17 protein-coding genes are annotated in these 23,581 nt (G+C 44.0%); 10 read left to right on the plus strand and 7 right to left on the minus strand.

Going from position 1 to position 23,581, the window contains the following annotated elements; translation table 11 throughout:
* Nucleotides 1–264: T9SS type A sorting domain-containing protein (locus A3EU_RS30850; protein WP_044086144.1), on the plus strand; the 264-nt coding region annotated here is incomplete at its 5' end.
* Between the two features lie 191 nt (nucleotides 265–455).
* Nucleotides 456–1,721: a glutamate-5-semialdehyde dehydrogenase gene (locus A3EU_RS0117000; RefSeq protein WP_020537392.1), complete on the plus strand. Its 1,266-nt coding sequence runs from the start codon at nucleotides 456–458 to the stop codon at nucleotides 1,719–1,721.
* Here A3EU_RS0117000 and rfbD read toward each other — a convergent pair.
* Together rfbD and A3EU_RS0117010 are read right to left on the minus strand one after the other, a co-directional pair.
* A complete protein-coding gene (rfbD, locus tag A3EU_RS0117005) occupies nucleotides 1,711–2,589 on the minus strand; it encodes a dTDP-4-dehydrorhamnose reductase (protein WP_020537393.1) in 879 nt (292 codons plus the stop codon). The two genes, A3EU_RS0117000 and rfbD, sit on opposite strands and share 11 nt — an antisense overlap.
* Nucleotides 2,590–2,695: 106 nt before the next feature.
* Nucleotides 2,696–3,568, minus strand: a complete 873-nt coding sequence (locus A3EU_RS0117010) for a UDP-2,3-diacylglucosamine diphosphatase (RefSeq protein ID WP_020537394.1) — start codon at nucleotides 3,566–3,568, stop codon at nucleotides 2,696–2,698.
* Nucleotides 3,569–3,711: 143 nt separating this feature from the next.
* Here A3EU_RS0117010 and A3EU_RS0117015 point away from each other — a divergent pair, with 143 nt between their 5' ends.
* Nucleotides 3,712–4,614 carry a histone deacetylase family protein gene (locus tag A3EU_RS0117015; RefSeq protein ID WP_020537395.1) on the plus strand — a complete coding sequence of 301 codons (903 nt, stop codon included), beginning with the start codon at nucleotides 3,712–3,714 and terminating at the stop codon, nucleotides 4,612–4,614.
* Here A3EU_RS0117015 and A3EU_RS33000 read toward each other — a convergent pair.
* From A3EU_RS33000 to A3EU_RS0117035, 3 genes are all read right to left on the minus strand, one after another.
* Nucleotides 4,611–5,852 (minus strand): BamA/TamA family outer membrane protein, encoded by a 1,242-nt coding sequence (locus A3EU_RS33000; protein ID WP_020537396.1) that lies wholly within the window; start codon nucleotides 5,850–5,852, stop codon nucleotides 4,611–4,613. The two genes, A3EU_RS0117015 and A3EU_RS33000, sit on opposite strands and share 4 nt — an antisense overlap.
* 56 nt (nucleotides 5,853–5,908) lie before the next feature.
* Nucleotides 5,909–7,504 (minus strand): DUF547 domain-containing protein, encoded by a 1,596-nt coding sequence (locus tag A3EU_RS33005; protein WP_425412700.1) that lies wholly within the window; start codon nucleotides 7,502–7,504, stop codon nucleotides 5,909–5,911.
* A gap of 872 nt (nucleotides 7,505–8,376) precedes the next feature.
* Entirely contained in the window at nucleotides 8,377–9,855 is a 1,479-nt protein-coding gene (locus A3EU_RS0117035; RefSeq protein WP_020537398.1) for a coiled-coil domain-containing protein, read from the minus strand.
* Between the two features lie 230 nt (nucleotides 9,856–10,085).
* Between A3EU_RS0117035 and A3EU_RS0117040 the strand changes: the two genes are divergently transcribed.
* Both A3EU_RS0117040 and A3EU_RS0117045 read left to right on the plus strand, forming a co-directional pair.
* The gene (locus A3EU_RS0117040) at nucleotides 10,086–12,527 is read left to right on the plus strand and encodes a BamA/OMP85 family outer membrane protein (protein ID WP_020537399.1); all 2,442 of its coding nucleotides are present in this window, start codon (nucleotides 10,086–10,088) and stop codon (nucleotides 12,525–12,527) included.
* A gap of 167 nt (nucleotides 12,528–12,694) precedes the next feature.
* Nucleotides 12,695–13,441, plus strand: a complete 747-nt coding sequence (locus A3EU_RS0117045) for an energy transducer TonB family protein (RefSeq protein WP_020537400.1) — start codon at nucleotides 12,695–12,697, stop codon at nucleotides 13,439–13,441.
* A gap of 198 nt (nucleotides 13,442–13,639) precedes the next feature.
* On the opposite strand, the gene A3EU_RS30865 is transcribed toward A3EU_RS0117045, so the two are convergent.
* Nucleotides 13,640–14,239, minus strand: a complete 600-nt coding sequence (locus A3EU_RS30865; protein ID WP_020537401.1) for a Uma2 family endonuclease — start codon at nucleotides 14,237–14,239, stop codon at nucleotides 13,640–13,642.
* 51 nt (nucleotides 14,240–14,290) lie between these two features.
* Nucleotides 14,291–14,845, minus strand: coding sequence for a hypothetical protein (locus A3EU_RS0117055; protein ID WP_020537402.1), 555 nt, complete (start codon nucleotides 14,843–14,845; stop codon nucleotides 14,291–14,293).
* 87 nt (nucleotides 14,846–14,932) lie between these two features.
* Here A3EU_RS0117055 and A3EU_RS33010 point away from each other — a divergent pair, with 87 nt between their 5' ends.
* The 5 genes from A3EU_RS33010 to A3EU_RS0117080 all read left to right on the plus strand — a co-directional run bounded on the left by A3EU_RS33010 (nucleotide 14,933) and on the right by A3EU_RS0117080 (nucleotide 23,533).
* Nucleotides 14,933–18,034 carry an adenylate/guanylate cyclase domain-containing protein gene (locus A3EU_RS33010; RefSeq protein ID WP_169433367.1) on the plus strand — a complete coding sequence of 1,034 codons (3,102 nt, stop codon included), beginning with the start codon at nucleotides 14,933–14,935 and terminating at the stop codon, nucleotides 18,032–18,034.
* 129 nt (nucleotides 18,035–18,163) lie between these two features.
* The gene (locus A3EU_RS33015) at nucleotides 18,164–19,174 is read left to right on the plus strand and encodes an SRPBCC family protein (RefSeq protein WP_020537404.1); all 1,011 of its coding nucleotides are present in this window, start codon (nucleotides 18,164–18,166) and stop codon (nucleotides 19,172–19,174) included.
* Nucleotides 19,175–19,297: 123 nt separating this feature from the next.
* Nucleotides 19,298–19,885, plus strand: coding sequence for an alpha-ketoglutarate-dependent dioxygenase AlkB (locus A3EU_RS0117070; protein ID WP_020537405.1), 588 nt, complete (start codon nucleotides 19,298–19,300; stop codon nucleotides 19,883–19,885).
* Between the two features lie 32 nt (nucleotides 19,886–19,917).
* On the plus strand, nucleotides 19,918–21,231 hold the full coding sequence (locus A3EU_RS0117075; protein WP_020537406.1) for an amidohydrolase family protein: 1,314 nt from the start codon (nucleotides 19,918–19,920) through the stop codon (nucleotides 21,229–21,231).
* 112 nt (nucleotides 21,232–21,343) lie between these two features.
* Nucleotides 21,344–23,533: a T9SS type A sorting domain-containing protein gene (locus A3EU_RS0117080; RefSeq protein WP_044086147.1), complete on the plus strand. Its 2,190-nt coding sequence runs from the start codon at nucleotides 21,344–21,346 to the stop codon at nucleotides 23,531–23,533.
* The last annotated feature ends 48 nt before the right edge of the window (nucleotides 23,534–23,581 follow it).

Below are 23,581 nucleotides of genomic sequence, written 5' to 3' on the forward strand. Positions count from 1 at the left end.
GGATTCGAAGTATACCAGAATACGCCTAACCCATTTGCTGCAGAGACCATGATTGGTTTCAACTTGCCAACAGATGAGGAAGCAACAGTAACGATCAGCGACGCAAGTGGCCGTGTACTCACAGTAGTACGTGGTGATTACGCAGCTGGTTACAACACNATCAACCTGACCAAGGAGATGATCCAAGGTGCAACAGGTGTGTTGACTTACACGGTAACTGCCGGTGAGTTCACTGCTACCAAGAAGATGATTGCTGTAAAATAATGATTGTGGATAAGGCGTATTCTTACGTCTCCGCAAACGTTGTTACAACAACATAAATAACGAGAGGGCTCCGGAATTTCCGGGGCCCTCTCTGTGTTATAGATACTAGAAGTATTTATTTAAGATGGAATACCTTTACCACTATATTCTTGGAGAAGGTCGATGTGTTTTCGATAAAATCATTAAAAACCATGAAGGCAACCTACGAAACTTTAATTTATCCCGAACTTGATAAGGTAAGACAGGCTGTTAGGCGATTAATGAACCTTGGAGAGAAGGAAATTACAGATATATTAAATGCGCTAGCTGATTTGTCAGAGGAAGAGACCCCCTTTTTACTCAAGGCCAATCAAGAGGATTTGGATCGGATGTCAAAAGAGGATCCTAAGTATGATAGGTTATTATTGACAGCGTCAAGGGTAGCAGCTATTGCCACTGATTTACGTAAAGTAGCCAGTTTACCATCTCCTTTAGGCAACCTTCTGGAGGAACGTATAGTGGAATCGGGATTGGCCTTGAAGAGAATTAGTGTACCCTTGGGCGTTGTGGGGATTATTTTTGAATCTCGCCCAAATGTAACTTTTGATGTCTTTTCCTTGTGTTTGAAATCAGGAAACGGAGTCGTCTTAAAAGGCAGTCGAGATGCCCATAGCTCGAACTTGGCAATTTTACAACTCATCAAAACGGTTTTAGCACCTTACGGGATAGAGGATTGTTGCTATCTTGCTCCAAGTGAACGGGAAGCATTACCCTCGATTTTGCAGGCTGATAAATATATTGATGTGGTCATTCCTCGTGGAAGTCAGGGCTTAATTAAGTTCGTTAGAGAAAACGCCAGGGTTCCTGTGATCGAAACAGGAGCTGGAATAGTTCATACATATCTGGATAAAACAGCGGATATTACCAAGGCAAAAGGCATTGTTACAAATGCAAAGGCACGTAGAGTGTCTGTTTGTAATGCACTTGATTGTTTATTGATTCATGAAGAGGTTGCGGAGCAATTACCATTTATCGTATCTGATCTTGGCAGCTTGTATGAGTGCAAGATTTTAGCGGATGAACAGGCTTATACGCTATTGATGGGCGCTTATCCAAAAGAGTTGTTATTTGCAGCTAATGCGGATAGTTTTGGAACGGAATTTTTAAGCATGCAACTTGCAATCAAAGTAGTTACAGATATAGAGGAAGCACTTGACCATATTGCAAAATACAGTTCCAAACATAGTGAAGCAATTGTTGGAGAAGACAACGCTACCTGCGATTATTTCCTCAAACAGGTAGATGCCGCAGTGGTATATGCAAATACAACTACCGCTTTCACTGATGGAGCACAGTTTGGAATGGGAGCAGAAATAGGCATTAGTACCCAAAAATTACATGCAAGAGGTCCAATGGCCTTAAGAGAATTGACTTCTTACAAATGGATTGTAAAAGGAGATGGCCAGATTAGAGAGTGATTTTCAGTAAACAACGCTGAAGAGCATTCCGCCAGTGTGGGATTTTAAGCCCACTGACTTGTTTGATTTTCGCTTTGTTAAGCACACTATAATGTGGACGTTGAGCAGGGGTTGGATACTCCCGGCTTTCAATAGGATCGACGTCGCATGATATTCCTGCAAGTTCAAAAATGGCAAGTGCAAAATCATACCAGCTACAAACACCCTCGTTGCTATAATGAAAAATGCCAGCCAGTTGATGAAGTTCTAATAAGCCACTTTCAACCTTTTCAATCAACTGTAAGGTAAATAACGCTAAGTCATAAGCGTAGGTAGGCGTTCCAACTTGGTCGAATACAACCCGTAATTCGGGACGTTCCTGACCCAGTCGGAGCATTGTTTTAACAAAATTATGCCCATAGCTACTATAGACCCATGAGGTCCGAATAATGGTAGCTACAGGAAGGATTTTACTTATTTTTTGATCACCGGCTAACTTCGAGGCTGCGTAAACACCTCTGGGGTGAGTGGGATCATTCTCTTTGAGTGGGCGATCAATTCCAGATTGGTAGACATAATCTGTACTATAGTGAACTAAGTGGGTATTATAAATCTTGCAAATAACCGCTAGTTCCTCCGCAGCGACGGCATTGATAGCAAAGGCATTCTCTTGCTCTTGCTCAGCAAGGTCTACAGCAGTGTATGCAGCAGTATTCAAACAATATTGTGGATGGTGAACAGTAAAAAAAGCCTCCACTTGTTCTGTGTTAGTAATATCTAGTTCTTGCCGGGTAGGCAATAGGAAGTCCCACTGCGGGAAAATAGCAGCTAAAGAAGCAAACTCTTTTCCGAGTTGACCGCCAGCACCAGTAATTAGGAGCTTAGGCATAGCTCAATAATTTTAAATGTACATAAGTAACGCACAAGATAGAGCTACAGAGAGTATTGAGCGATAAATTAACCAGCTATCTACTTCTTTGAGGAAATAAGAGTTGTTAAGAGACTAGCCCCATGATATTTTGTAGCAATGCTTCGGGCGAGCTGTTTTTTTCAAATTCCAGATCTTCCTCATCGGTTGAAGGAATTCCAGATTCTTTTACAATCAAGCGGTTACTGACGATTTGATAATCAGCAGGATCGTATTGATAGATACTCCATTGTCCCCATTGGTACTCAAGTGCGGTGAGGTTTTCAACCCAGTCACCTGAATTGAGGTAGGTAATTGGATGGCCATGAGCGTTGGTGGTTCTCATTTGGGGTAGGTGTATGTGTCCACAGATAACGTAGTCGTATTTTTGCTGGCCAGCTAGATCAATAGCTGTTTCCTCAAAGTCACTGATAAAACTGACGGCCTTTTTTACGCGTTGTTTAGCCTCTTTGGCTAAAGACATTGGCTGAAGACCAAAGACTTTACGGATTTTGTTGACAAAACGATTAAAGACAATAAGGTAATCGTAGCTTTTTCCGCCTAGCTTTGCAATAAAAGGGGAATAACGGACGGATAGATCAAAGATGTCACCATGAAAGATCCAGGCACGTTTGTCTTTTAATTGGAGAACCAACTTATCGCGTAAATGAATGTTACCAGTAGAGAAATCTGAGTAACGGCGCAGTATATCATCATGGTTGCCTGTAATGTAATAGACTTTTGTGCCTTTGGCTGCCATTTTTAATATACGCTGAATAACTTGCATGTGTTCCTTTGGAAAATAACGTTTCCTGAATTGCCAGATATCAATGAAATCTCCATTGATGACAAGGGTTTTCGGGCGAATACTTTTTAGGTAGGTAAGTAATTCCTTGGCGTGGCAGCCATAAGTGCCCAAGTGGACGTCAGAAATAACAACAATATCTGGCTCGCGCTTCATGGCGGGGTGGGCTTTGTTTTGATGCTGCAATTTCCTCAGATGGTGTGAAGTAGACATGAAGAAACGGTTATCTTTAATTTAATTTTGAGGTGTTTTATAATTCTTTATAAACGGAAGAGGATTAAATATTTTTTGAAGAGCTGATGATCAAAATTGCGTATTCCCCGATCTATAAGTACCAGTTGCCCGAAGGGCACCGATTTCCGATGGCCAAATATGAGTTGTTACCAGAGCAGTTGTTGTATGAAGGGACGGTAACGGAAGAACAGTTCTTTTCACCTGAGCGGTTATCTGAGGAAGTATTGCTTTGGACGCATACCAAAGCGTATTGGCAAAAACTTCGGGAACAAAAGCTAAATAGAAAGGAGGAGCGGGCTATTGGTTTTCCAATGAGGCTAGATTTGATTGAACGAGGTCGGCATATCTCGCAGGGAACGATTCAGTGTGCGCAGTATGCTCGTAGAAATGGCGTTGCACTAAATATAGCAGGAGGTACACACCATGCTTTTGCTGATAGGGGAGAAGGCTTTTGTGTTTTTAATGATTTTGCTATTGCTGCCAATTATTTGTTAAGAAACAAAGAGTCGGAACGCATCTTAATTGTCGATCTTGATGTCCATCAGGGGAATGGCACTGCCCGGATATTTAAAGATGATCCCCGTGTTTTTACCTTTAGCATGCACGGAGAACGAAACTATCCACTGAGGAAAGAACATTCCGATTTAGATATAGGCCTTCCTGATAAAACAGAAGGAGATGTGTATTTACAAAGATTGGAAGCGACGTTGCCTGATTTATTGAAGGATCATCAGCCAGATATGGTCTTTTACCTTGCGGGGGTAGATGTTTTGGCTACGGATCGTTTGGGGCGTTTGAGCCTGAGCTTACAAGCTTGTAAACAAAGAGATCAATATGTTTTTGAAACTTGTTATGCGGCTCGACTACCAGTTGCGGTCAGTATGGGAGGTGGTTATTCTCAGCGGATAGCTCAGATCATTGAAGCTCATGCAAATACCTATAGGGCGGCAAGTGATGTGTTTGGTTAGAAATATTGTCCAAGGCCTACTACAATTCCGTTGGTGCCAATAGGGTGAAGACCATAACCATAATCAACCCTTAGCACAGCCTGTTGCGACTTAGGAGAAATAATACGCAGCCCTCCACCCATGAAATACTTCAGGTTTTCTTGTTCCAAGATATCGTTGATCCCTCCCCCTGGGTTTCTCCAACTCCCAATATCCATAAATGCTACGGCCTGTAGGCTAAGCCAAGGCTTTTTGAATAATAAGTACCGGTATTCTAAATTAAAAACCACTGCAGCGGTACCCCTGTCAACACGGTTACCTGATCCACGGATATTTACTCGACTGTCAACTACAAATGGAGCAAAGGGAGTGTTTTTATTGGTTGAATATCCTAACGAAATACGGGTTGCAAACAGCCCTTTTTCGGCTACTGGATGATATCTTCTCCAAATTACTCTTAGTAAATAAAAAGGGAGGGACTCTTCTGGTTGTAAAACAATTTCACTGGATAAAGTGAGGTCGAAACCGGAGGTCTGGTAAAGGTCGTAGTGTAATTTTCGTAAATGGTATCCTAAACGGATTAATTGTTTTTGCTCGGTACGTGCTTCAGGCCCAGGAGTCTGCTCTGTATTCACCTTGGCATAATCTTCCTGGAAATAAGTATACCCGAATTGAATATCTTCTTCCGGGTTGAAGAAGTACCTCCAGTTTGCACCCAAATTGTGGTTGTCATAAAGGTAATCAATCTGTTCGTCGCCAAAATAGAGAGGTTCTTGGCTAGCATATCGTTCCAATTGGAGGCCAAAACCCCAGTTGTGATGACGGAAATAGTTTTGCCTATAGGCTATTTTACCACCAAGGCGGCCATCAACTTGTCGAGTCAGAAGGGTAACTGTATTGCCTTTTCCACGCCAATTTTGATCTTCGTAACCAAGTTCCCACCAGAAATTGTCTTCAAGCCCTCCAAGTAAAGCGATTGGGTATCGGGTAATCCCCTCGCGGAGTTCAATCACAATGTGAATACCATTCGGAAGGGTATCTAATGAATAACTCGCATGAAAAATACCCGCAGAATTAGATAATCTTCGCAAATCGGCAGAAAGTACCTCTAGTTGTAAGGGCTCACCTGGTTGTAGTAAGGTGAGCCGCTGTAAAGCCTCTATTTTACTCCGCTTTAATCCAGTATAAGTTATAGAGGCAACTTCTTGAGAGAAAACAAAATTACTTATTGATAAAAAAACTAATAGTAATAGGCGCATGAAAGGTTTTGATGGAGTTCCTTAAGAAACGCTAGGCCAAAGAATCTATTTCTCTATTAAAAGACAGAAACCCTAAGCCCAAAGTTCATGGTAGAAGCTGATCCATTGGTATCAAGGATAAATTGATTGCGAAATTGGGTATACAGGAGCTCTACTTCTAGTTTAGGGGTGATTTGATATTTTGCACCAACTCCTGCTTGATAGAAATAGTCAAACTCATCTTGCCAATAAGGTGAGAAAGATCCTAGCGAGTAAATGGTCGTTTTGCTATTTGGAAAGTAACTGAAAATTAGTTGAACAGGAGTAGAAAATCGATTAATANGCCCGTCTTCCTTTTTGCCAATATCTTCAAGGAGAATATCCAATTCTGTGAAAAAAGAAAAATTATCGCCTAATGAAAAGTCGTTGAAAATTTGGGTAAACCAAGTATCACCATTAAAGTCGATGAACGGCCGTTCAGCATTGCCTGCCAAATCCTCTCCAACTGCAAACCAGTAGGTAGATTGAATAGATAAATTAGGAAGTGCTACAAATGGAGCATATCTAATTTTAGGGCCAACACCAGTAAGTCCTTGTCTTGTACTTGAAGTTTGTTCCAGGTTGAAGACGTCAAAGCGAGAAATACTTTTTGGGCCAAAGCTTACTTGCCGATAACGAAGATCGAAACCAGCATTAAATCGATTATTGAGACCATAGAGCACGCTCAAGTTTTGGGTGAAAAAGGTAGCTTGGTCAGTAGGTGGGCCGTCGCCATTCCCTGTGATTTGGTTGTAGAGATTGGTAAAACCTTTTATTTCAAAACTCCCCTTTGGAATAGATGCACTGACAACATAGCGAGCTGCATTATTACCTCCGGGAGATAGCGTGGTAGGAGCTTCTCCGGAGTCTTGGGGACTTGGCGTTTGATTTAAAGTCCAGTCATAATTGTAAAAACGGACAGTAGATTTGGACAAGGGGCTGCTGCGGTAACGATTGATGAAATCTACTGCACTGTTTTTATTACCACCAAAATCTTTAGCATACCATTCGAATATTTGAGATAAAGCGACTTCTTCTCCGTCAACTTTGATAAATTCTTCATCGTTGAGTGCTAAACGTGTCTGCTGTTCGAGTTGGTTCTCCAAGGTATTGGGGAGGTAGGCACGATTGATAATAGGTGGGCAATCTAAAGCACCACAAACAAGCACAAAGTGAAAGCGTGAGTCTTGGTAAGTACCTAGCAGTTTATCTTTTTCCAGTTCATTGAGTGTAATCTGTTCACCCGCGATGGTGTACTTCTGACGCTCAAAGAAACCGCTTACTTTTAATGGAGAAGAAATAGGGTAGTTATCTATGACTTGCCCAATTACAAGAATGTTATAGGTATTGATGTAAAAGGCCTTCAGGGTACTATCGTCGGCATTGCTTAGGTTAGTATTAGCTATTTTCTGGCGAAGGTTATTTAGTGCGATAGGGTTTTGGTGAATATTTTGATAGTCAACAAGACCATTAATGACATTCGCCTGAAAAAATACATCAGCATCAGTGAAAAAGGAACTTACTTGAGCTTGAACAACAAAGCTGCTACCTAAAAAGAGTAGAATGTGAAAATTATTGAGAAGTCTCATATCAGAAGTATTTTTAGGCTTTATTTCAACAGGAGACTTGCTCATCTACATTGGTAGGCATTCTCGTTATTGACGATGAAATACTAACAACATGTAATGTGGATGGATGACTAGTTGATTGTCGAATCACGGACGTTCATCCAGATCGCACTTGAAAAAAGAAGAATATAAAAGTAGATAGAAGAATATCAATCTTAATAATAGCAAGAGCGCATTTGCTTAAAACAAAAAAAGTCATCCGCAGTACGGATGACTTTTTACTTATAATCCCATGAACATATCCAAAATAAGTAGCTCTTTTGAAAAAAAGAGGTCAGAAATTTTGCTGAACGATATCAGCGGACTATCTTCGTCCTCATAATCAGTCGAAAAACACGTACATAACCTTAACAAATTGTAATCTCACGACTGACTGAGTATAATCCCATGAATAACGACCTTTCGAAGGTGAGGAGAGCAATTCCTCACCTTTTTTTATTCTATAGTTAAAGGATTTAATCTGAGTAGCTGTAGTCCGTCCTGACAAAAGTTGTTGCCAGGACGTCCCACCACCAACAAATTATAATCCCATGAACATGTCAAATTTGAAATCGCAAAGGTTGCTTTCAATCTCTTTGCTTTGTTTGTGTGGGCCTTTCCTCCCGATCACATTACAAATATGGGGTAAAGATGGAGGGGGAACAAAGACAAAAAAGGTAATTTGTGAATTTTTTTTCAGGAATAATTAAATGTAAAGTGTTTGTTGTTAGTGGATTGTGTGTGTTTAAAGTGAATTTTATTTTTTTTGTACACTGCTGATAAGGCCAAAAAAAAGATGATTTTTCGCGTATTTTTTTTCTGAGTACTACAAAAAAAAGAAAAAGCCCTGCTGAAAATGTTTTCAGCAGGGCTTTTTATCAGTATGCTCAAGAAGTGTTTTACTCTTCTTCTTTCATTAAATCATTAAAGTCTTCTTTCAGGTCATCAACCTTCTCGTCAATTTTAGCCGAAACGACTTCTGCTACGGCTTTAACCGTATCAACAACATCTTCGAGAGATTCCCCAATGGTTGTGCCAATAGCATCAAGCAATGACTCCTCAGGAGCAGGAGGTGTCTCCACTTTAGGAGGTGTTTCTGCTTCAAGGCTATCTTTTTCAGGCGAAGGTTCGGCAACCTTTTTCTTACCTCCTTTTTGCTCATTGATGGCTTGAGCAGCGTTTGCCAATTGATCGCCGCTTTCCTGTTCGAGTTTTTCTTGTTGCTGACGAATGTCTTCGGCAATCTTTTCCTTGGCCTTGGCTTCTGCCTCCCGGCGTGCAGCTTCTTCCTGGCGTTTTGCCTGGCGTTGTGCTTCGCGAGATTTTTCCTTTTCTATTTTATCTTCCAGCTGGACCTTGGTCTTCATCATGTCTTCGTACTTCTCCTTTTTGGAGTTGACACGCTGTTCGATCATTTGAATTTTTGCCTGCCGAATCTGGGCTTCTAGTTGGCCATCTGTGCGATCAATTTTACGGGCCTGGAAAGCAAGATCGTCTTCATCTCGCTTGATAGACCTTTCCATCTTTTCAATAGCATTGAGTAGGCCATTGTAGCGGCTGGTGATTCGATTAAGCGGTGAGTTTCCACCACCTGAGCCTCCATCGCCACGGTCACCAAAACGTTTTTCTTTTACGTCTTTAAATGCATTATCAATACGCTGCCACAACTTATTACGATGTTCTTTGGTAAAAGTGGTGCCGCGTAGGTCTTTTTGTAAGCGCTTAAGCTCGTCAAAGATTTTATTGAGGTGTGTATTTTCTTTAATGCGCTTCTCTACATCTTCAATTGTTTCGCTAAAGCGCTGCATGTTTTCCTTAGAGCTTTCGCGAAACTGATCATCCATCTTACTACGTAGGGCCTTCAAGGTATCGAATGCCTTGTTGGTGCGCGCCTTGATTTCATCAGCGTGCTCTCTGAGTAAAGTCCGATCGCGCATTTGCTGCTGGACTTTACCCCAGAAGTTTTTCAAATTGCCCCATAGTTCTTTATCGTAATCCTTAAGGCTCGCTAGCTTTTCCTCAAGTTCTTTAAGCTCATTACGGTATGCGTCACTTAGCTTAGAGGAAAGTACAACGAAATGCCATTCCGTTTGCGCTCGTTGAATAAGGTCGGTCCTTTCTACTTTAATCTCTTCGGGGAGAATACTTTCCGTAATAGATAACTCGCGAGAAAAGGTCTGGTGACCTTCCGGGAAAATGACAGGTTCTTCCTTGTCATTGCGCCAGTTATCCATCATTTGCTGGTAGAAGTCATCCGTAGCCAGGGCTTCGGGAAAGGTGTAAATGATCACCTTGTTTTCATCAATCTTCAATTCGAGGGCTACGAGAATGCGTTCATCGGCAGCATCCGTTCCCCAAAGTACAATCTTATTTCTCATTACTTACGTGCTTGTTCACTGGTGTTAATGACAGTGATTTCGTGCAAAAAGAGACAGGATTACCTGCCCTTGTATTCCTATGTGCTGGTTAGCATATACTTAAGAGGATGCCGAACCTGCAAAGCAAAAGTAGGAAATTCTTACTATAGATAGGCTACCTCTCAAATTCGATTTGTTTGAGATACAACGCTATAGGCTAATCAGAACTCTTTAAGGCAAAGATTTCTAATATGAACTACTTCGGGAAGTTAGTGCTCATAGCACTACTGGGGCTGCCTATTGCTTTGAGTGCACAAGATGTCTTGGTCTATGAATTGGCTGATATTCAGGTGTATGGCTGTGAAAGAACCGCGCCAGCAATCGTTCGCCAAATGAGCGGTTTGAGGGCGGGGGATAAAATTCAACTTCCTGGAAGTACAATACCTCAGGCTGTACGCAGATTATTACAGCAACAGCTCTTTAGTGATGTCCAAATAGTTCAAGAAAAAACAGAGATGGATTTGGTTTGGCTTTCTATTACGGTGGAAGAGGCTCCACTGCTGGAAGCCGTTACCGTAAGTGGGCTTTCTCGCCGGGAAAACGAGGAATGGGTGGAATGGCTGAAGCTGCAGCACCCGCTTAAGACGTCTTGGTTGCCCGCTGGAGAAGCACAGCTTAAAAGTGCTATTTGCCAACGTTTAGAAGAGGAGGGCTATGCTCCCGAAGGCTATGTGCTGACGAGCGGTATAACAGCAGGTGGTATAGCGTTGGTCGTACAGTTTGATAAACCCCAAAAGCAAAAGCTCGTAGATATTCACTGGGATGGTGTGAGCCAGCAGCAAATCAAAGGTTTGAATAAAGCCATTGGGGTAAGCCGGTGGCGGAAAACGGTTTTCTCTTCTGTAGAGCAAGCTCGCATCCGGTCTGCAGTACTGCATTATTACCGTGATCAAGGTTATGTGGATGCCGCAATCACACAAGACAGTAGCTGGCAAAATGAGCGTCAGCAGTGGCATTGGCAGCTGAAAATTGAAGAAGGTGTACCTTATTATATAGGAACAATTGGCTGGAAAGGTGCTCATCGTTACGATACTTCTTTGTTGGCACAGGTATTGGAAATCGAAGCGGGCGACCCATACAGCCCTTCTTTTTTGGATAAAAAACTACATTTTGATCCGGAAAATGGTGATCTCAGTGGCTTGTATATGGATAATGGCCACTTGTTTTTTAAAGCAGAAGCCATTGTCACCAGCCTACGGGACCACACCGTGGATATTGAAATTCAACTCCAGGAGGGGCCTGTTGCTATTATCAGTGAAGTTAACATAACTGGCAACGAGCGTACCAATGAGCATGTGATTCGCCGAGAGCTGCGTACCCAGCCTGGTGAGCCTTTTAGTCGTGAGGAGGTTTTGCGCTCCCAACGAGCGCTCATCAACCTGGGCTACTTTAAGCTAGAAACCATGGGGATTCGTACGGATGTGGATCCGGAATCTGGTATGGTTGCAATTACTTACGATGTAGAGGAAGATCGCAATGACAAGTTCGAGTTGGCTGCAAGCCTCAATCCTGGCAGTGACAATGGTGTAGGTATGGTGGGAACCTTAGGGTTTACCTTCAATAATTTTTCACTTCGGCAATTGTTAGCTGGTGACTGGCGCTCGGCTCATGGTGATGGGCAACAACTTAGCATTCGGGCACAATCCAGTGGTTTGGGTTTTCAATCTTACAACCTCAGCTTTTTAGAGCCGTGGTTCAAGGGCAAGCCTCAGTCCTTGGGTTTCAGTGTGTTTCATCAGCGTTTTGCCGAACAGGATAGCCTGGAGAATTGGGAAACCTTGTCGGTGACGGGCGCCAATTTGCGTTTGGGACAACGACTCCCGTGGGGGAATGGCGGCTGGACACTCAATAGTGAATTAGGCTACCAATACATCCGCCTAGATAATTTGCTAAGTATTGATTTGGACGACGGTACTGCATTGAGTTCGGGGAAGTTTCAAAATATTTATACCCAGCTAAAATTGGCTTACCGCAACATCAATGATCCTTTCTTTCCACGCCAAGGTGGAAGTTTCGAGGCCTCTGGCCAATGGACGCCACCGTGGCAACGAACATTCGATAGAGAAGGCAATGAACAGTTTAGCCGTTTGGCTTACCATAAATACCGGATCCAAGGCGAGAAGTATTTTCCTTTAGGGCGCAAAGCCGTACTAAAGACAAGTGCCAAAATGGGGTGGCTGATGAATTACCGTGCCAACCAATCTACTTCTCCTTTTGAGCGCTTTGAACTTGGAGGAAATGGTATGACGGGTAGTCAACAGGCCGCTTTTGTCGGGAACGATCTATTGTCATTGCGCGGTTATGACCTCAATGATATTCCCGGTAGTGTTGGTGGGGGAGGCGCGGCCTTTAGCAAATTTACGGCTGAGGTTCGCTATCCGCTGTTTAATAGTGGCGCGGCGCGAGGATATGTACTTGGGTTCGCAGAAGCTGGCAACAGTTGGAAATCTGTTCAGGATTTTAATCCTTTTGATCTTTATCGTTCTGCGGGGCTAGGGGTACGTTTTCAGCTCCCTATGTTTGGCACCATTGGTTTTGATTATGGGCTAGGTTTCGATCAGCCGGGGTTCCAGTTGAAAGAATGGCAGCAGTATGGGACTTTTAACTTGATTCTGGGCTTTGAACCGGAGTAAGGTTTGTTTATTGTTTAATCCCTTAAGCCCGTTAATCATAAATGAGAATATTTCATGCCATTTCCAAACGACGGGAACGCTTATTTAATAGCCATATACTTGTTATATAGGTGTTAAATGAGCGCAGAAATCAATAGCATTTCAGCAGTTCATTTTACTTTAGTATCATGAAAAGTAAATGGATAACACTCGTTTTTGTGGTTTTGGTTTTTTCCACCCTTGGTTTTTCTCAAGAGGAGCGCAGTAGTACCTTTAGCTACGAGGTTAATAGGGTATACCCCTATCTTTCTGTGACCAGTGAAGAACTCAAAGAGGCTACTACTATTGTAGACCTTGATCACCGTTACAAACCATCGTGGGTAAAAGAATATATCTCTGTCGAGGTATCCGCTACTTGCCAAGGGCAGTTGCGTAAAGTGGTAGGCAAAAATGATCAGCTTACACCAGCACAAAAAAACATCTTGAATACGGCCGATGCCGGTACGGACATTTTCGTGAAGGTGATTTATCTCCCTCAAAATTCATTAGCTTATAATGAAGAAAAAGAAATGGAGATTGTGTTTACGGTAGATCCTGATACCGAAGCACACTATGCTAGCGGGCAGGAGCAATTGATGCTGTACTTAAAAGAAAATGTCATTGATAATATTCCGGTGGGGAGCTTCAAAGGTTACGATTTAGCAGCCATCAAATTTACCATTACAGAAGAAGGTGAAATTACCAATGCGCATATCTTCGAGAGCGCGAAGGATGATGAAATTGATGCATTGTTATTAACTGCAATCAACCGTATGCCTTGTTGGGAGCCTGCTGTTTACGCGGATGGCACCAAGGTGAAACAAGAATTTGCTTTTACGGTCGGGAATATGGAAAATTGTATGGTCCATCTTTTAAGGATTCGTCAGGAGCACTAACTTTTTGTGATTGATGCTTGTCCTTTGGGCAGCTGGCATCGCTCGTAGGCTCGCCACCGCGCTATCCACTCTTTCCACACCCCGCTTGGGCGGGGAATGCGGAACCGTTCCTATCACTGCTGCTGCTCTCGATTTTCAATCGGGATGCGCCGTGCTTCGCTATTCGCTACGCACCTTTAAAACAGTAAATGACGAGGATTAATCCCGCCCAAACTCTGCGGGCCCTAACTGCAGGGTGTTTCGGTAAATAGTCTCCATAGAGATATGGGTATCAAGGGTGTGGATATAGATTTCCTTATCCAGCCCAATGGTCGTTACCATCTTCCAGGAAGATTGATCTTCTCTGTACAGAATATCTACAACCGGCTTTTTAGAATCTATAAGGACGTATTCCTGAAAGGAAGGCAAAGAGCAATATTTGTGAAACTTGTCCCCACGGTCATAGCGTTCCGTAGATTTTGAAAGCACCTCGACGATCAAAATGGGGTTGGTGACCGCATGAGGGTCCACTTCCGAAATCTCGACTTCTCCGCAAACGATCATTCCGTCTGGGTAAACAAAAGAATTGGAAGCATCGACATAAACACGAACTTCACTGTTAATCGGGATGCAAGCAAGCTTTTTCTTATCAATAGCATTACCCAAGGCAATATTAGCATTCGAACCAATAATTCCATGATCAATAGTGCCACTACTCATGCCTACGATCCGCCCATTAAAGAATTCACTCTTTTCCAGAGCATTCTCCTCTATCTCAAGATATTCCTGGATAGTATACTCGTTAATTTTTTTAGCCATGATTAGGNACTAATTGTTGTAAATGTACTGCAATTAGCAACATTAATCAAGCTACTCTTTTTTAGGTAAGTCCTTTAGTAGGGCCTTTGCTTCCTCAGTTGGATAGGCACCATCGGCAACGATTTTCTCTAGCTTCTGGCGAGCTTCATAAACGTTATTAAATTCTACGTAATTCATCACCAGGTACCAGTTGCTGATCTCAAAGGCTTTGCCCATAGAAGACTGAATGCGCTGGAAGGTGTTGAAAGCGTCGAAATTTTTATTGGCCATCAATTGCGAGATACCGTGGTACAGTTGGATATAACCGGCTTGCTCTAGCGATCGTGCATTGTTGGGGAAAAGGTCAATAGCCTCCTCGTAGCGGCCGGCATTATAAGCTTCCATTGCAACTAAAATAGCCGAATCCTTTTCGTTTTGAGAAATTGCTGTCAATTCATCAGGATAAGCCTTGAGGTAGCGTTCCAGCAGGTGCCCCAAAGGCTTTTCAGAATGGTCAACAGTACTTGCTCCCGTGGCAGAACTGCCATCGTTTTTACAGGCTGTTGTGATAGTAAGGAGGCTCAGCGCTAAGAGCGCGAGCAGGGAAAAACGGTATATAGAATTCATAATAAAGATCATTTTCCGCAAAATTAATCCTAATCCGTTAATTAGCAAGTATCCGAGATGATTGTCAAAAGACTTACCTTGGTGCTAATGAGAAGGTATGCATTCATTTTAGGGCTACTATTGGGCAGTATCTCCAATACGGCAACACTAACGGGGCAAGGTCTGGATACGGACCTTGAGGTCTATGAGTTTTCTGATGGGCTCAGTCATCGTAATGTTTTTAAGATTCTTCAGGATACTACTGGCATGATCTGGCTGGCGACGATCAATGGCCTCAATAGTTTTGATGGTTATGCCTTTCGTACCTACAACCCTGGTTCTGTACAAGGAAAGTTGCCTGTTGAAATGGTGGCGGATATGGTGTTGGGGCCAGATCAAAATTTTATCCTTGCCAGTCCGGATTTTCTTACCTCCTTTGTGCCAGAAGAACGTAAAGCACTTGCCCAACAGATCAAGCCGGGGGAGCTGGTTCGTAGAGAATCGCTAGCTCCTCATAACCTGTGTTTTGTTGAGGATCAACTTTGGTGTACCGTTTATGACGAAAAAAATGGGCAAAACTGGTTAGCACGGCAGCAGCCGAATGGTTTAGAGCTGCTCCGTAGGTTGCCAGGGTCAGGAACCCAAAGAGCGATGGCTTCGTGGCAAGGCCAGCTCGTAATGGCCAATAGCGACAATAAACTGGATGTTTTGGCCAGTGATGGCACCCTGCTACGTACCCTGGAGATAGGTGGAGGCACTAGCCAGATTGCGGCGCTGTATGTGCATGGCGAAAAACTATGGGTTTTATTAGAAGATGGTCGGATTTATATCCAAGCCAGTGGGGAAGATGCTGCGGTGCGCTGGGGTACATTGCCCTTTACACATAGTGAAGCGCAACTAGGAGCACTGCTTGTAGAAGAGGATCAGGATGTATGGGTAGGAGGCTTTGGTACGCTTTGGTACTATGATCATTGGAAAAAGAGTTGGGTCGATTACGATCAGGCTATTCGACAGGAATTAAAGAATACTTGTACTTATCGTCAAGTTTACCAGGATTACTCTGGTGCAATTTGGTTGGCTACCGACTTTGGTGCGCTGAAGATTACGCAATCGGATCGCTTATTCGATCATTATCTCAGTGGAGGAAGTGAATATTGTAGCAATGTTTATTGCAGTATTCGTGGGATGACCGAAGATGAAGCCGGGAATATTTATATCTCTTACTATAACTCGCTGCACGTACTAGATCCGGAGGCCCAGGTATTGCGACCACTTTTCCCTAGGCAGGATTATTTTAATTATCCTTTTGGGATCGCCTACGCAAAGGGGGCACTTTTTACCGGCAATGGTATTCGCATTGATCTTGATAATTTGGAAACAGACACCCTTTTTGCTGGTAGCCGCGAAGACCGGGGGGCTGTTTTGGTTGATCCACAGGGAGATGTTTGGATAGGTTATGATCAGCAACTTTATCGCTACAACGAGGTGACGCAAAAGGCGGAGGCGGTTTTTATCAATGATAGTTTGCCCATCAGTGGAACGATTTCCCATTTGTATCAGTCACCTGAAAAGGACCGTATTTGGATTGCTACGCTGGATAATGGACTTTACAGCTGGGATCCGGGAGATGATGCTCCCAATGTTCATTATTCTACAGCACAAAATAGCCCTGTGATTTTGCCACATCAGCAAATCAACGCAGTACTTTCCCTAAAAGAAGGAGAGTTGTGGCTGGGTACTGCTCGAGGGCTGGCGAAGTTGAATGTTAATACCAATAAGTTACAAACGTTTACCCAACAGGAAGGCTTACCTAATGATTTTATCAATGGTGTTTTGTCGGAAGGAGATAGTTGTTTGTGGGTGAGTACAGATAATGGCTTGAGTAGGATCAACGTAAGAAACGGCCGAATTTTTAATTTTTCTGTTGCGGATGGCCTTTCTGCAAATGAGTTTAACCGAGCCTCGTTTTTCAAGGCAAAAAATGGGCGGTTTTATTTTGGAGGACTTAATGGTGTCAATACTTTTTTGCCAGATGAACGCTACCGGGCACAAAAAGATGCTCGCCGCTCGCTGGCACTCGTGCTCACCAGTTTTAGTTATTTGGATGGGCAGGGAGACAGTCTACGTACGTTTATCCGGCAACAACAAAACGGTATAGCACCTTTTACCCTTACGCATCGTGACCGAATGTTTACCGCAGAGTTTGCGCTGATGGATTATCGCAACCCTGCCGAGAATACTTTTCAGTATTACCTGGAGGGTTACGACGAGGAGTGGTCTAGCCCCAGCAATCTCCCAATGGTACGTTTTTCTGATCTTAAACCGGGCAACTATACCTTGCACGTTCGTGCTCGCAGTGGGCGGGAGGCTTGGGGGACACAGGAGATTATGGTTCCAATACTTATTCAGCCTGCACTTTATCAGCGGTTATGGTTTTGGCCCTTGTTGATTTTATTGGGTATCGTTCTTGCGGGAGGTTTGATGCAATACCGGGTCTATGCCTTGCAAAAAAGACGAGAAGAGTTGGAGGCGGAGGTTGCTAATCGTACCCAGGAACTAGAAGCCGAAAAAGAGAAAAGTGAAGAACTTTTACTAAATATTCTACCCGCAGAATTGGCTCAAGAACTGAAAGAAAATGGCTTTGCCAAGGCCAAGCGACATGAGCGAGTGACTGTTATGTTTAGCGATTTTAAGGGTTTTACAGCTATATCTGAACAATTGGAACCTGAAGAGCTAGTCGCAGAGATTGATCTTTGTTTTAGGGCTTTCGATGAAATAACGGAGCGACATGGATTAGAAAAGATCAAAACGATTGGTGATGCTTATTTAATGGTGGGCGGTATTAGCCAGAAAGCCGAAGATCAGGCTCGACGGGTCGTCATGGCTGCGCTGGAGATACAGGAATTTATGAAAGCTATCGCAGTAGAGCGAAGGTTGCACAACCGCCATTTTTTTGAGGCCCGAATTGGTATACACACTGGCCCATTGGTAGCAGGTATCGTGGGCATCAAAAAATTTGCCTACGACATTTGGGGAGATACCGTCAATATTGCTTCTCGTATGGAAACCAATGGCCTGGTAGGGGAGGTGAATCTTTCTGAAGCAACTTATAAGCTGGTAAAAGAGGATTTTCGCTGTAAGCCGTATGGCCAGTATTCTGAAAATACGACTGAACTGAAAATGTTTTTAGTAGAAGAGTACACGAGATAGGTTTTGTTCTAAAAATAAAATTAACAAACAAATGTTGTTTTAATTCCGTAACTTGCTACTAGTTATGGGTAACTAACTAGTATTGGTACCTGATAAACACTAATATTCTTTTATCAAAACCACTTGTTTATGAAAGTTTTAAAAACCTTAGGCCTTGTAGTTCTAGGCTTGTTGGCTATTGTCGCCTTGTTGGGACTGATTGCGCCCAATCAGGTTGTTATCAGCCGTTCCACGACGATTAATGCAGACCCTGCGACAGTTTATCAAGTTGTCAGTGAATTGCCTAGCTGGGAACGTTGGTCGCCCTGGCAGCGGCGTGATGCGACCATCAAAAATGAATATAGCGAAACCAAAGCTGGTGCCGGTGCCTATTACACCTGGACGAGTGAAGATAGTGGTGCCGGACAATTAACGATTACCGATGCCTGGGGCCCTGATAGCTTACACACTTTAATAGAATTTGATGGACAAGGGAATACCAATTCCAACTGGTATTTTAAACCAGCGGATAAAGGCACAGAAGTCACTTGGACTTTTGATTCCAAATTCCCTTTCCCATTCAATGCTATGCTCCTTTTTCAGGATTTTGAAGGGATGATTAGCAAGGACTATGAGGAAGGCTTGGCTTTTCTGAAAGAAGAAGTAGAAAGCATTTTACCCGCCGGACCAGATCTTACTATCCAGGAAGTTGATTTCCCAGCTACGCATTATCTCGTTAAACGAGCTACCGTTGCGATGAAAGATATGGGAGCGCATTTTCAGGAAGTAATGCCTGCAGTAGGGATGGCTTTTGGCGAGAGTGGAGTAGCGATGGCAGGTACACCTACTGGTTTGTTCTATACCTGGGATGAAGAAACACAAACATCAGATGTAGCTATAGGTATTCCTGCCGCTAGCGGTGCAACGATAGAAGGCCTTACTTCAATAGAGATTCCCGCCGGTCGTGCCCTTCAAATTAATTATGTCGGCCCTTATGAAGGAACGGGTGCTGCGCATGAGGCAATTGCAGCTTACATAGAAGCAAATGGCTTAATTGGTAAAGAGCCAGCAATTGAAAGATACATGGGTGATCCTGGCCCTGATACGGAAACAGACCCCAATAAATGGATGACGCAAGTCTTGTATATGTTGGACAAATAGAACAGTTTTGGTATTACGCTGAAAAGGTCCGAAAATGCTCACCTCATTACTAAAGAGGGAGCATTTTCGGGCTTCTTTTTTTAATAAGTTTGGCTAAAGCCAAGCTAAAAGTTTTGCCGACTTATGAACCATGAATTGTTTGAGCCGATTCCTTTAGACGAAAAGGCCAAAGTCTATGTTTCCAACACCGTTCCTCAATTCAATTTACCGTATGAAGCCTTTTTGCAACTTTGGGAAAGGCATCCGCCATCCTACCATCGGTTGATGATGCATGGTAAAGAGGTGCTTACGCCACGTTGGCAACAGGCTTATGGCAAAAATTACCGGTATACGGGATCTAAAAATAACGCGCTTGCAATTGGTCAGGATTTGAAGGGATACCTTGATTGGGCTTGTGAGCATATTGATCCGCGACTAAATGGTTTATTACTAAACTGGTACGATGGTCAACAAAACCATTATATTGGAGCACACCGCGACGACACTCGTGACTTGATGACCGGTAGCCCCATTGTCACGATTTCGCTAGGGCAAGAACGTGTTTTTAGGCTACGCCCACACGGCAGAAAAGGGTTTAAGGATTTTACGGTTAGAAATGGAGAAGTAATTGTTATTCCCTGGGAGACAAATCTTAGCTGGACGCACGAGGTTCCGGCTTTTAAGAAATACAATGGGAAAAGAATATCTATTACGATGCGGGCTTTTAAGTAATTAAGGTTATTAATTGAGAATGATATCTAGCTATGGGTAAAGTACTATTATTAAGTCTGGCGCTGATATACAGCTGTTCTTTTCTGAAAACAGCTACTGGTCCAGCTTATAAAGTGATTGAAGATGTCCATGTTGTTGATGTTGTCAATGGCGAATTGCTGAAGTCTCAAACGGTTGTTCTCAAAGATTCACTCATCCATTTTATAGGAAACGAATGGTTAGCACCCTCCAATGCCCAGATTGCTACTGTTGATGGTAGCGGTAAATACCTGATGCCCGGAATGTGGGATATGCACTTTCACCTTGCCTGGGATGCAGGCAATGATTCCCTTTTATTCGATGTTTTATTAGCACATGGAATTACAGGGGTGCGCGATATGGGGGGAGAATTAGCTATTCAGCAAGGAATGAAGCAAAAGGTTGCAATAGACCCAACGCGAGGGCCAGCGATATTTGGTGCTGGTCCTATACTGGATGGTAATCCGCCGGTGATGTACGATTTTACAATCCCGATAGATGGGACCTCTACGCCCATTGAATTTTTATTGGATAGCTTGGTAGCGGCGGGCTCCGATTTTTTTAAGACTTATTCCCTGATACAGGAGCCTGTAGTAGAGGCCATTGCCGCTTACGCAGATGAACACCAACTATCTTTTGCCGGGCACTTATCTGAATATATAGCACCTGAAAGGTCTATTCAGTTAGGCCAAAAAAGTATTGAGCACCTTAACCGCTTGGACGAGATTTGGCAAGCTGATACTGCTCGTATTATCCGTATTGCTGAGCTTATGAAAGGAGAGGGCTCTTGGCTATGTCCAACCCTTTTGATTTATGCGTTGAAAGCCGAGATGCGAGACAGTGCGCTGGTTCAGCCAGCTTACGAGCCATTTATCCATCCTTTTTTGCAGCAAGAATGGCAAAGCAGCCGAGCCCGTCGATTAGGCAAGAATACCCAGGCCGATTGGGAGGTACAGGAGCGCCTTTTCGAGCAACAAAAAGCACTGGTTGGTTTCCTGCACCAGCAAGGTGTTAGCATATTGGCAGGGACTGATTTTGCGGGGATGCCCTACGTGTATCCTGGTGTTGGGCTTCAGCAAGAGTTGCAGCTCCTCCACGATGCAGGCCTCAGTAATGCCGAAGTATTGGCCACCGCGACTATTAATCCGGCTCTTTTTATGGGGACCCAGGATATGTCTGGTACCGTAGCCGTTGGAAAGTATGCGGATTTATTGCTGCTTCGGGAAAATCCGTTGGAAGATATTAAGGCAGTAGCGCAGATCGATCAGGTGTTTCGGATGGGGAGAGGTGTGATTCCGGTAAATCGGAATGAGCACTCTCGTGAATAAAGATTGGCTTGCATCTTACCGGAAAAAGAACTTAACTTTAATAATTTTCCCTCGCTCGGCCGCGCTAGCTATCCTACGAATGGTAGCTAGCGCGGTTTCTCAACTTCAAGTTATGAAATTACAAAATGCCTTACTTTGCGTCTTACTAATTATAGTAGGGGATACTTTTACCTTATTTGCTCAAACGACTTTCAGTAAGCTGTATTCGACTACCGAAGCGTTAAGAGATCATTCCCAAGGAATGGTAGTAACTAGTAATAGTATCATAGTTAACGCTAAACAAAGTTGTTGGGAAACTGATAACGTTTTTCCTTCGTGTACAATTATTAATCAGTTTACTTATGAAGGAGAATTAGTACGGACCGTGACACTTGATACCCTTTTTCCGGAAGGAGCCAATCGACTGGTCTTCTACGATGATAAGTATTATCTCACAGGCCATCGCCATGGAGATGAAACTAATAGACCTACTTTACTATATGTGTTTGACGAAGATTTTAATCTTCTCAATGGCTTGGACGTGCCCAGTTTTAATCTTGGTGATCCAAATAGCGAAGGAATTATCGCGGGAGAAGAATTTCTTTACCTGTACGGTAATATACGTTTACCAGATATTACCCAAAGTCGTGCTCAAATAATCAAGCTAAATCGGAACACACTAGGAATAATTTGGGAACGCCTATTACCGCACGAACACAATCGAAATTACCTCTACGATCTCCAATTCACCCCCGAAGGCGATCTCGCAGTCCTACGTGAACGCTCGAACGGCCCCGGCGACGGGGGCGACCTCGGCCTGGACCTCCTCTTGCTGGATACCGCCGGGAATATTTTACAAAATCGCTTTTTAGGAGATGATAATATAAGTCGATTCCAAAGTCTTCACGTAGATGAGCAGGGCAATTTCTATTATGGTTCCCTACTCCTACCCGACGAGGAAATACTCGAATCAATGGGCGTGGTCAACCAGCTCAACCCTACGCTGGACAGTATACTTTGGAGTTATCGGCTGCCCGTCAATCGATTTGCTCTGGGGCGTCAGTATCAGGTTCGCGACATCCAACAGGCCGCTAACGGTGATTTGCTGGTCTGCGGTACGACTTGGGAGTTCAGTGGCGGTAATTATCAAAGTAATCATCAAACCTATCACGGCTACATCGCGCGCATCAGTCCGCAGGGCGAAAAGCGCTGGGTGCGGGTGTACCAGCACCCCAGCTACGCCGAACCCACCGATTCGCTGGGGCGCTACCGGCCTTCGTTTCTGAACAAAGTAGCCGAGACCGCCACTGGTGAGATCGTCGCGGCGGGCCACGTATGGTACGACGATCGGCAGGTCCAGGCCATCCCCGAAGCGGCGGCGGCCAGTCATCTGTGGCTGCTGTCGGTGGACGCGGACGGCTGCGTAGCCGGCGAGGAATGCAAGGAGCGCGTCCTGCTGGACAGCATCGGTCCGCCCGACCTGAGCCTGCACATCGGTGCCCGCTGGACGTACGAGGAGGTCGACGACGGCTACCGCGTGGTGCCCGCCGTGTACGAAATCGTGGACACTACGGTCCTCAACGACACTACCGCTTTCGTGGTCGAAAAAGTTGAGGGGGGCGCTGAAATAGGGCAACTCACCTACGTACACGTACGAGCGGACAGTGTTTACCACTATAACGCAATAGAGGACCGTTTCGAGTTGCGCTTTGTCTACGAGTCGCCTACCACCGAGTCGGATTTGCTCGACTTTACCGTCAACTACGAAGCCCCTTGGCACGGCCCGTGCGCTCCGGGCCCGGACCTTGCCCAGGTCTACGTCGACTCCCTGACGCTACGCAACATCGACGGCTATGCTTTTCCGATCCAAAACCTGCGCGTGGCCAACAACGGTTCGTTCGTACACGATCTGACTGGCAGGGTGTACACCGGCATCGGCAACGACAAGAGTTTTCGTTTGGGACTAGGTTACGGTCTGTGCGACTTCCCCTGGTACACTACCAAACTACGATGCTTCGAAGCCAACGGTCTGACGCACAACTTCGTGGACTATTCCTGTGATTCTACCTGGCTGGTTTCCAGTACCGAGGATTTGACTTTTGATACGCCGGTAGAGGTGTTTCCCAATCCTAGTCGGGGAGAGATTCACTTACGTGGCTTACCCGACAGACCGGTCCCCTACGTAGTGTATGATTTGCAAGGTAGGCTCAGGCAAGATGGCATGCTGCGGGATAATCAACTTAGGCTGGACACCCCGGGAGTCTACTTTTTGTACTTGACCGTACGGGATAAAGTGGTCGTTAGGAAATTGGTGATATTTTAAATTATAGTTCGTCAAGGTAGGATTTGTGAGAATTTAAAGACGCTATTT

It is taken from the genome of Lewinella cohaerens DSM 23179 (genome assembly GCF_000379805.1).
In the GTDB taxonomy this organism is placed as follows: domain Bacteria; phylum Bacteroidota; class Bacteroidia; order Chitinophagales; family Saprospiraceae; genus Lewinella; species Lewinella cohaerens.

Coding starts and splice junctions, on each gene's coding strand:
- A3EU_RS0117000 (WP_020537392.1), top strand. CDS start 456: ATGAAGGCAACCTACGAAACTTTAATTTATCCCGAACTTGATAAGGTA.
- rfbD (WP_020537393.1), bottom strand. CDS start 2,589: ATGCCTAAGCTCCTAATTACTGGTGCTGGCGGTCAACTCGGAAAAGAG.
- A3EU_RS0117010 (WP_020537394.1), bottom strand. CDS start 3,568: ATGAAGCGCGAGCCAGATATTGTTGTTATTTCTGACGTCCACTTGGGC.
- A3EU_RS0117015 (WP_020537395.1), top strand. CDS start 3,712: ATGATCAAAATTGCGTATTCCCCGATCTATAAGTACCAGTTGCCCGAA.
- A3EU_RS33000 (WP_020537396.1), bottom strand. CDS start 5,852: ATGCGCCTATTACTATTAGTTTTTTTATCAATAAGTAATTTTGTTTTC.
- A3EU_RS0117035 (WP_020537398.1), bottom strand. CDS start 9,855: ATGAGAAATAAGATTGTACTTTGGGGAACGGATGCTGCCGATGAACGC.
- A3EU_RS0117040 (WP_020537399.1), top strand. CDS start 10,086: ATGAACTACTTCGGGAAGTTAGTGCTCATAGCACTACTGGGGCTGCCT.
- A3EU_RS0117045 (WP_020537400.1), top strand. CDS start 12,695: ATGAAAAGTAAATGGATAACACTCGTTTTTGTGGTTTTGGTTTTTTCC.
- A3EU_RS30865 (WP_020537401.1), bottom strand. CDS start 14,239: ATGGCTAAAAAAATTAACGAGTATACTATCCAGGAATATCTTGAGATA.
- A3EU_RS0117055 (WP_020537402.1), bottom strand. CDS start 14,845: ATGAATTCTATATACCGTTTTTCCCTGCTCGCGCTCTTAGCGCTGAGC.
- A3EU_RS33010 (WP_169433367.1), top strand. CDS start 14,933: ATGAGAAGGTATGCATTCATTTTAGGGCTACTATTGGGCAGTATCTCC.
- A3EU_RS33015 (WP_020537404.1), top strand. CDS start 18,164: ATGAAAGTTTTAAAAACCTTAGGCCTTGTAGTTCTAGGCTTGTTGGCT.
- A3EU_RS0117070 (WP_020537405.1), top strand. CDS start 19,298: ATGAACCATGAATTGTTTGAGCCGATTCCTTTAGACGAAAAGGCCAAA.
- A3EU_RS0117075 (WP_020537406.1), top strand. CDS start 19,918: ATGGGTAAAGTACTATTATTAAGTCTGGCGCTGATATACAGCTGTTCT.
- A3EU_RS0117080 (WP_044086147.1), top strand. CDS start 21,344: ATGAAATTACAAAATGCCTTACTTTGCGTCTTACTAATTATAGTAGGG.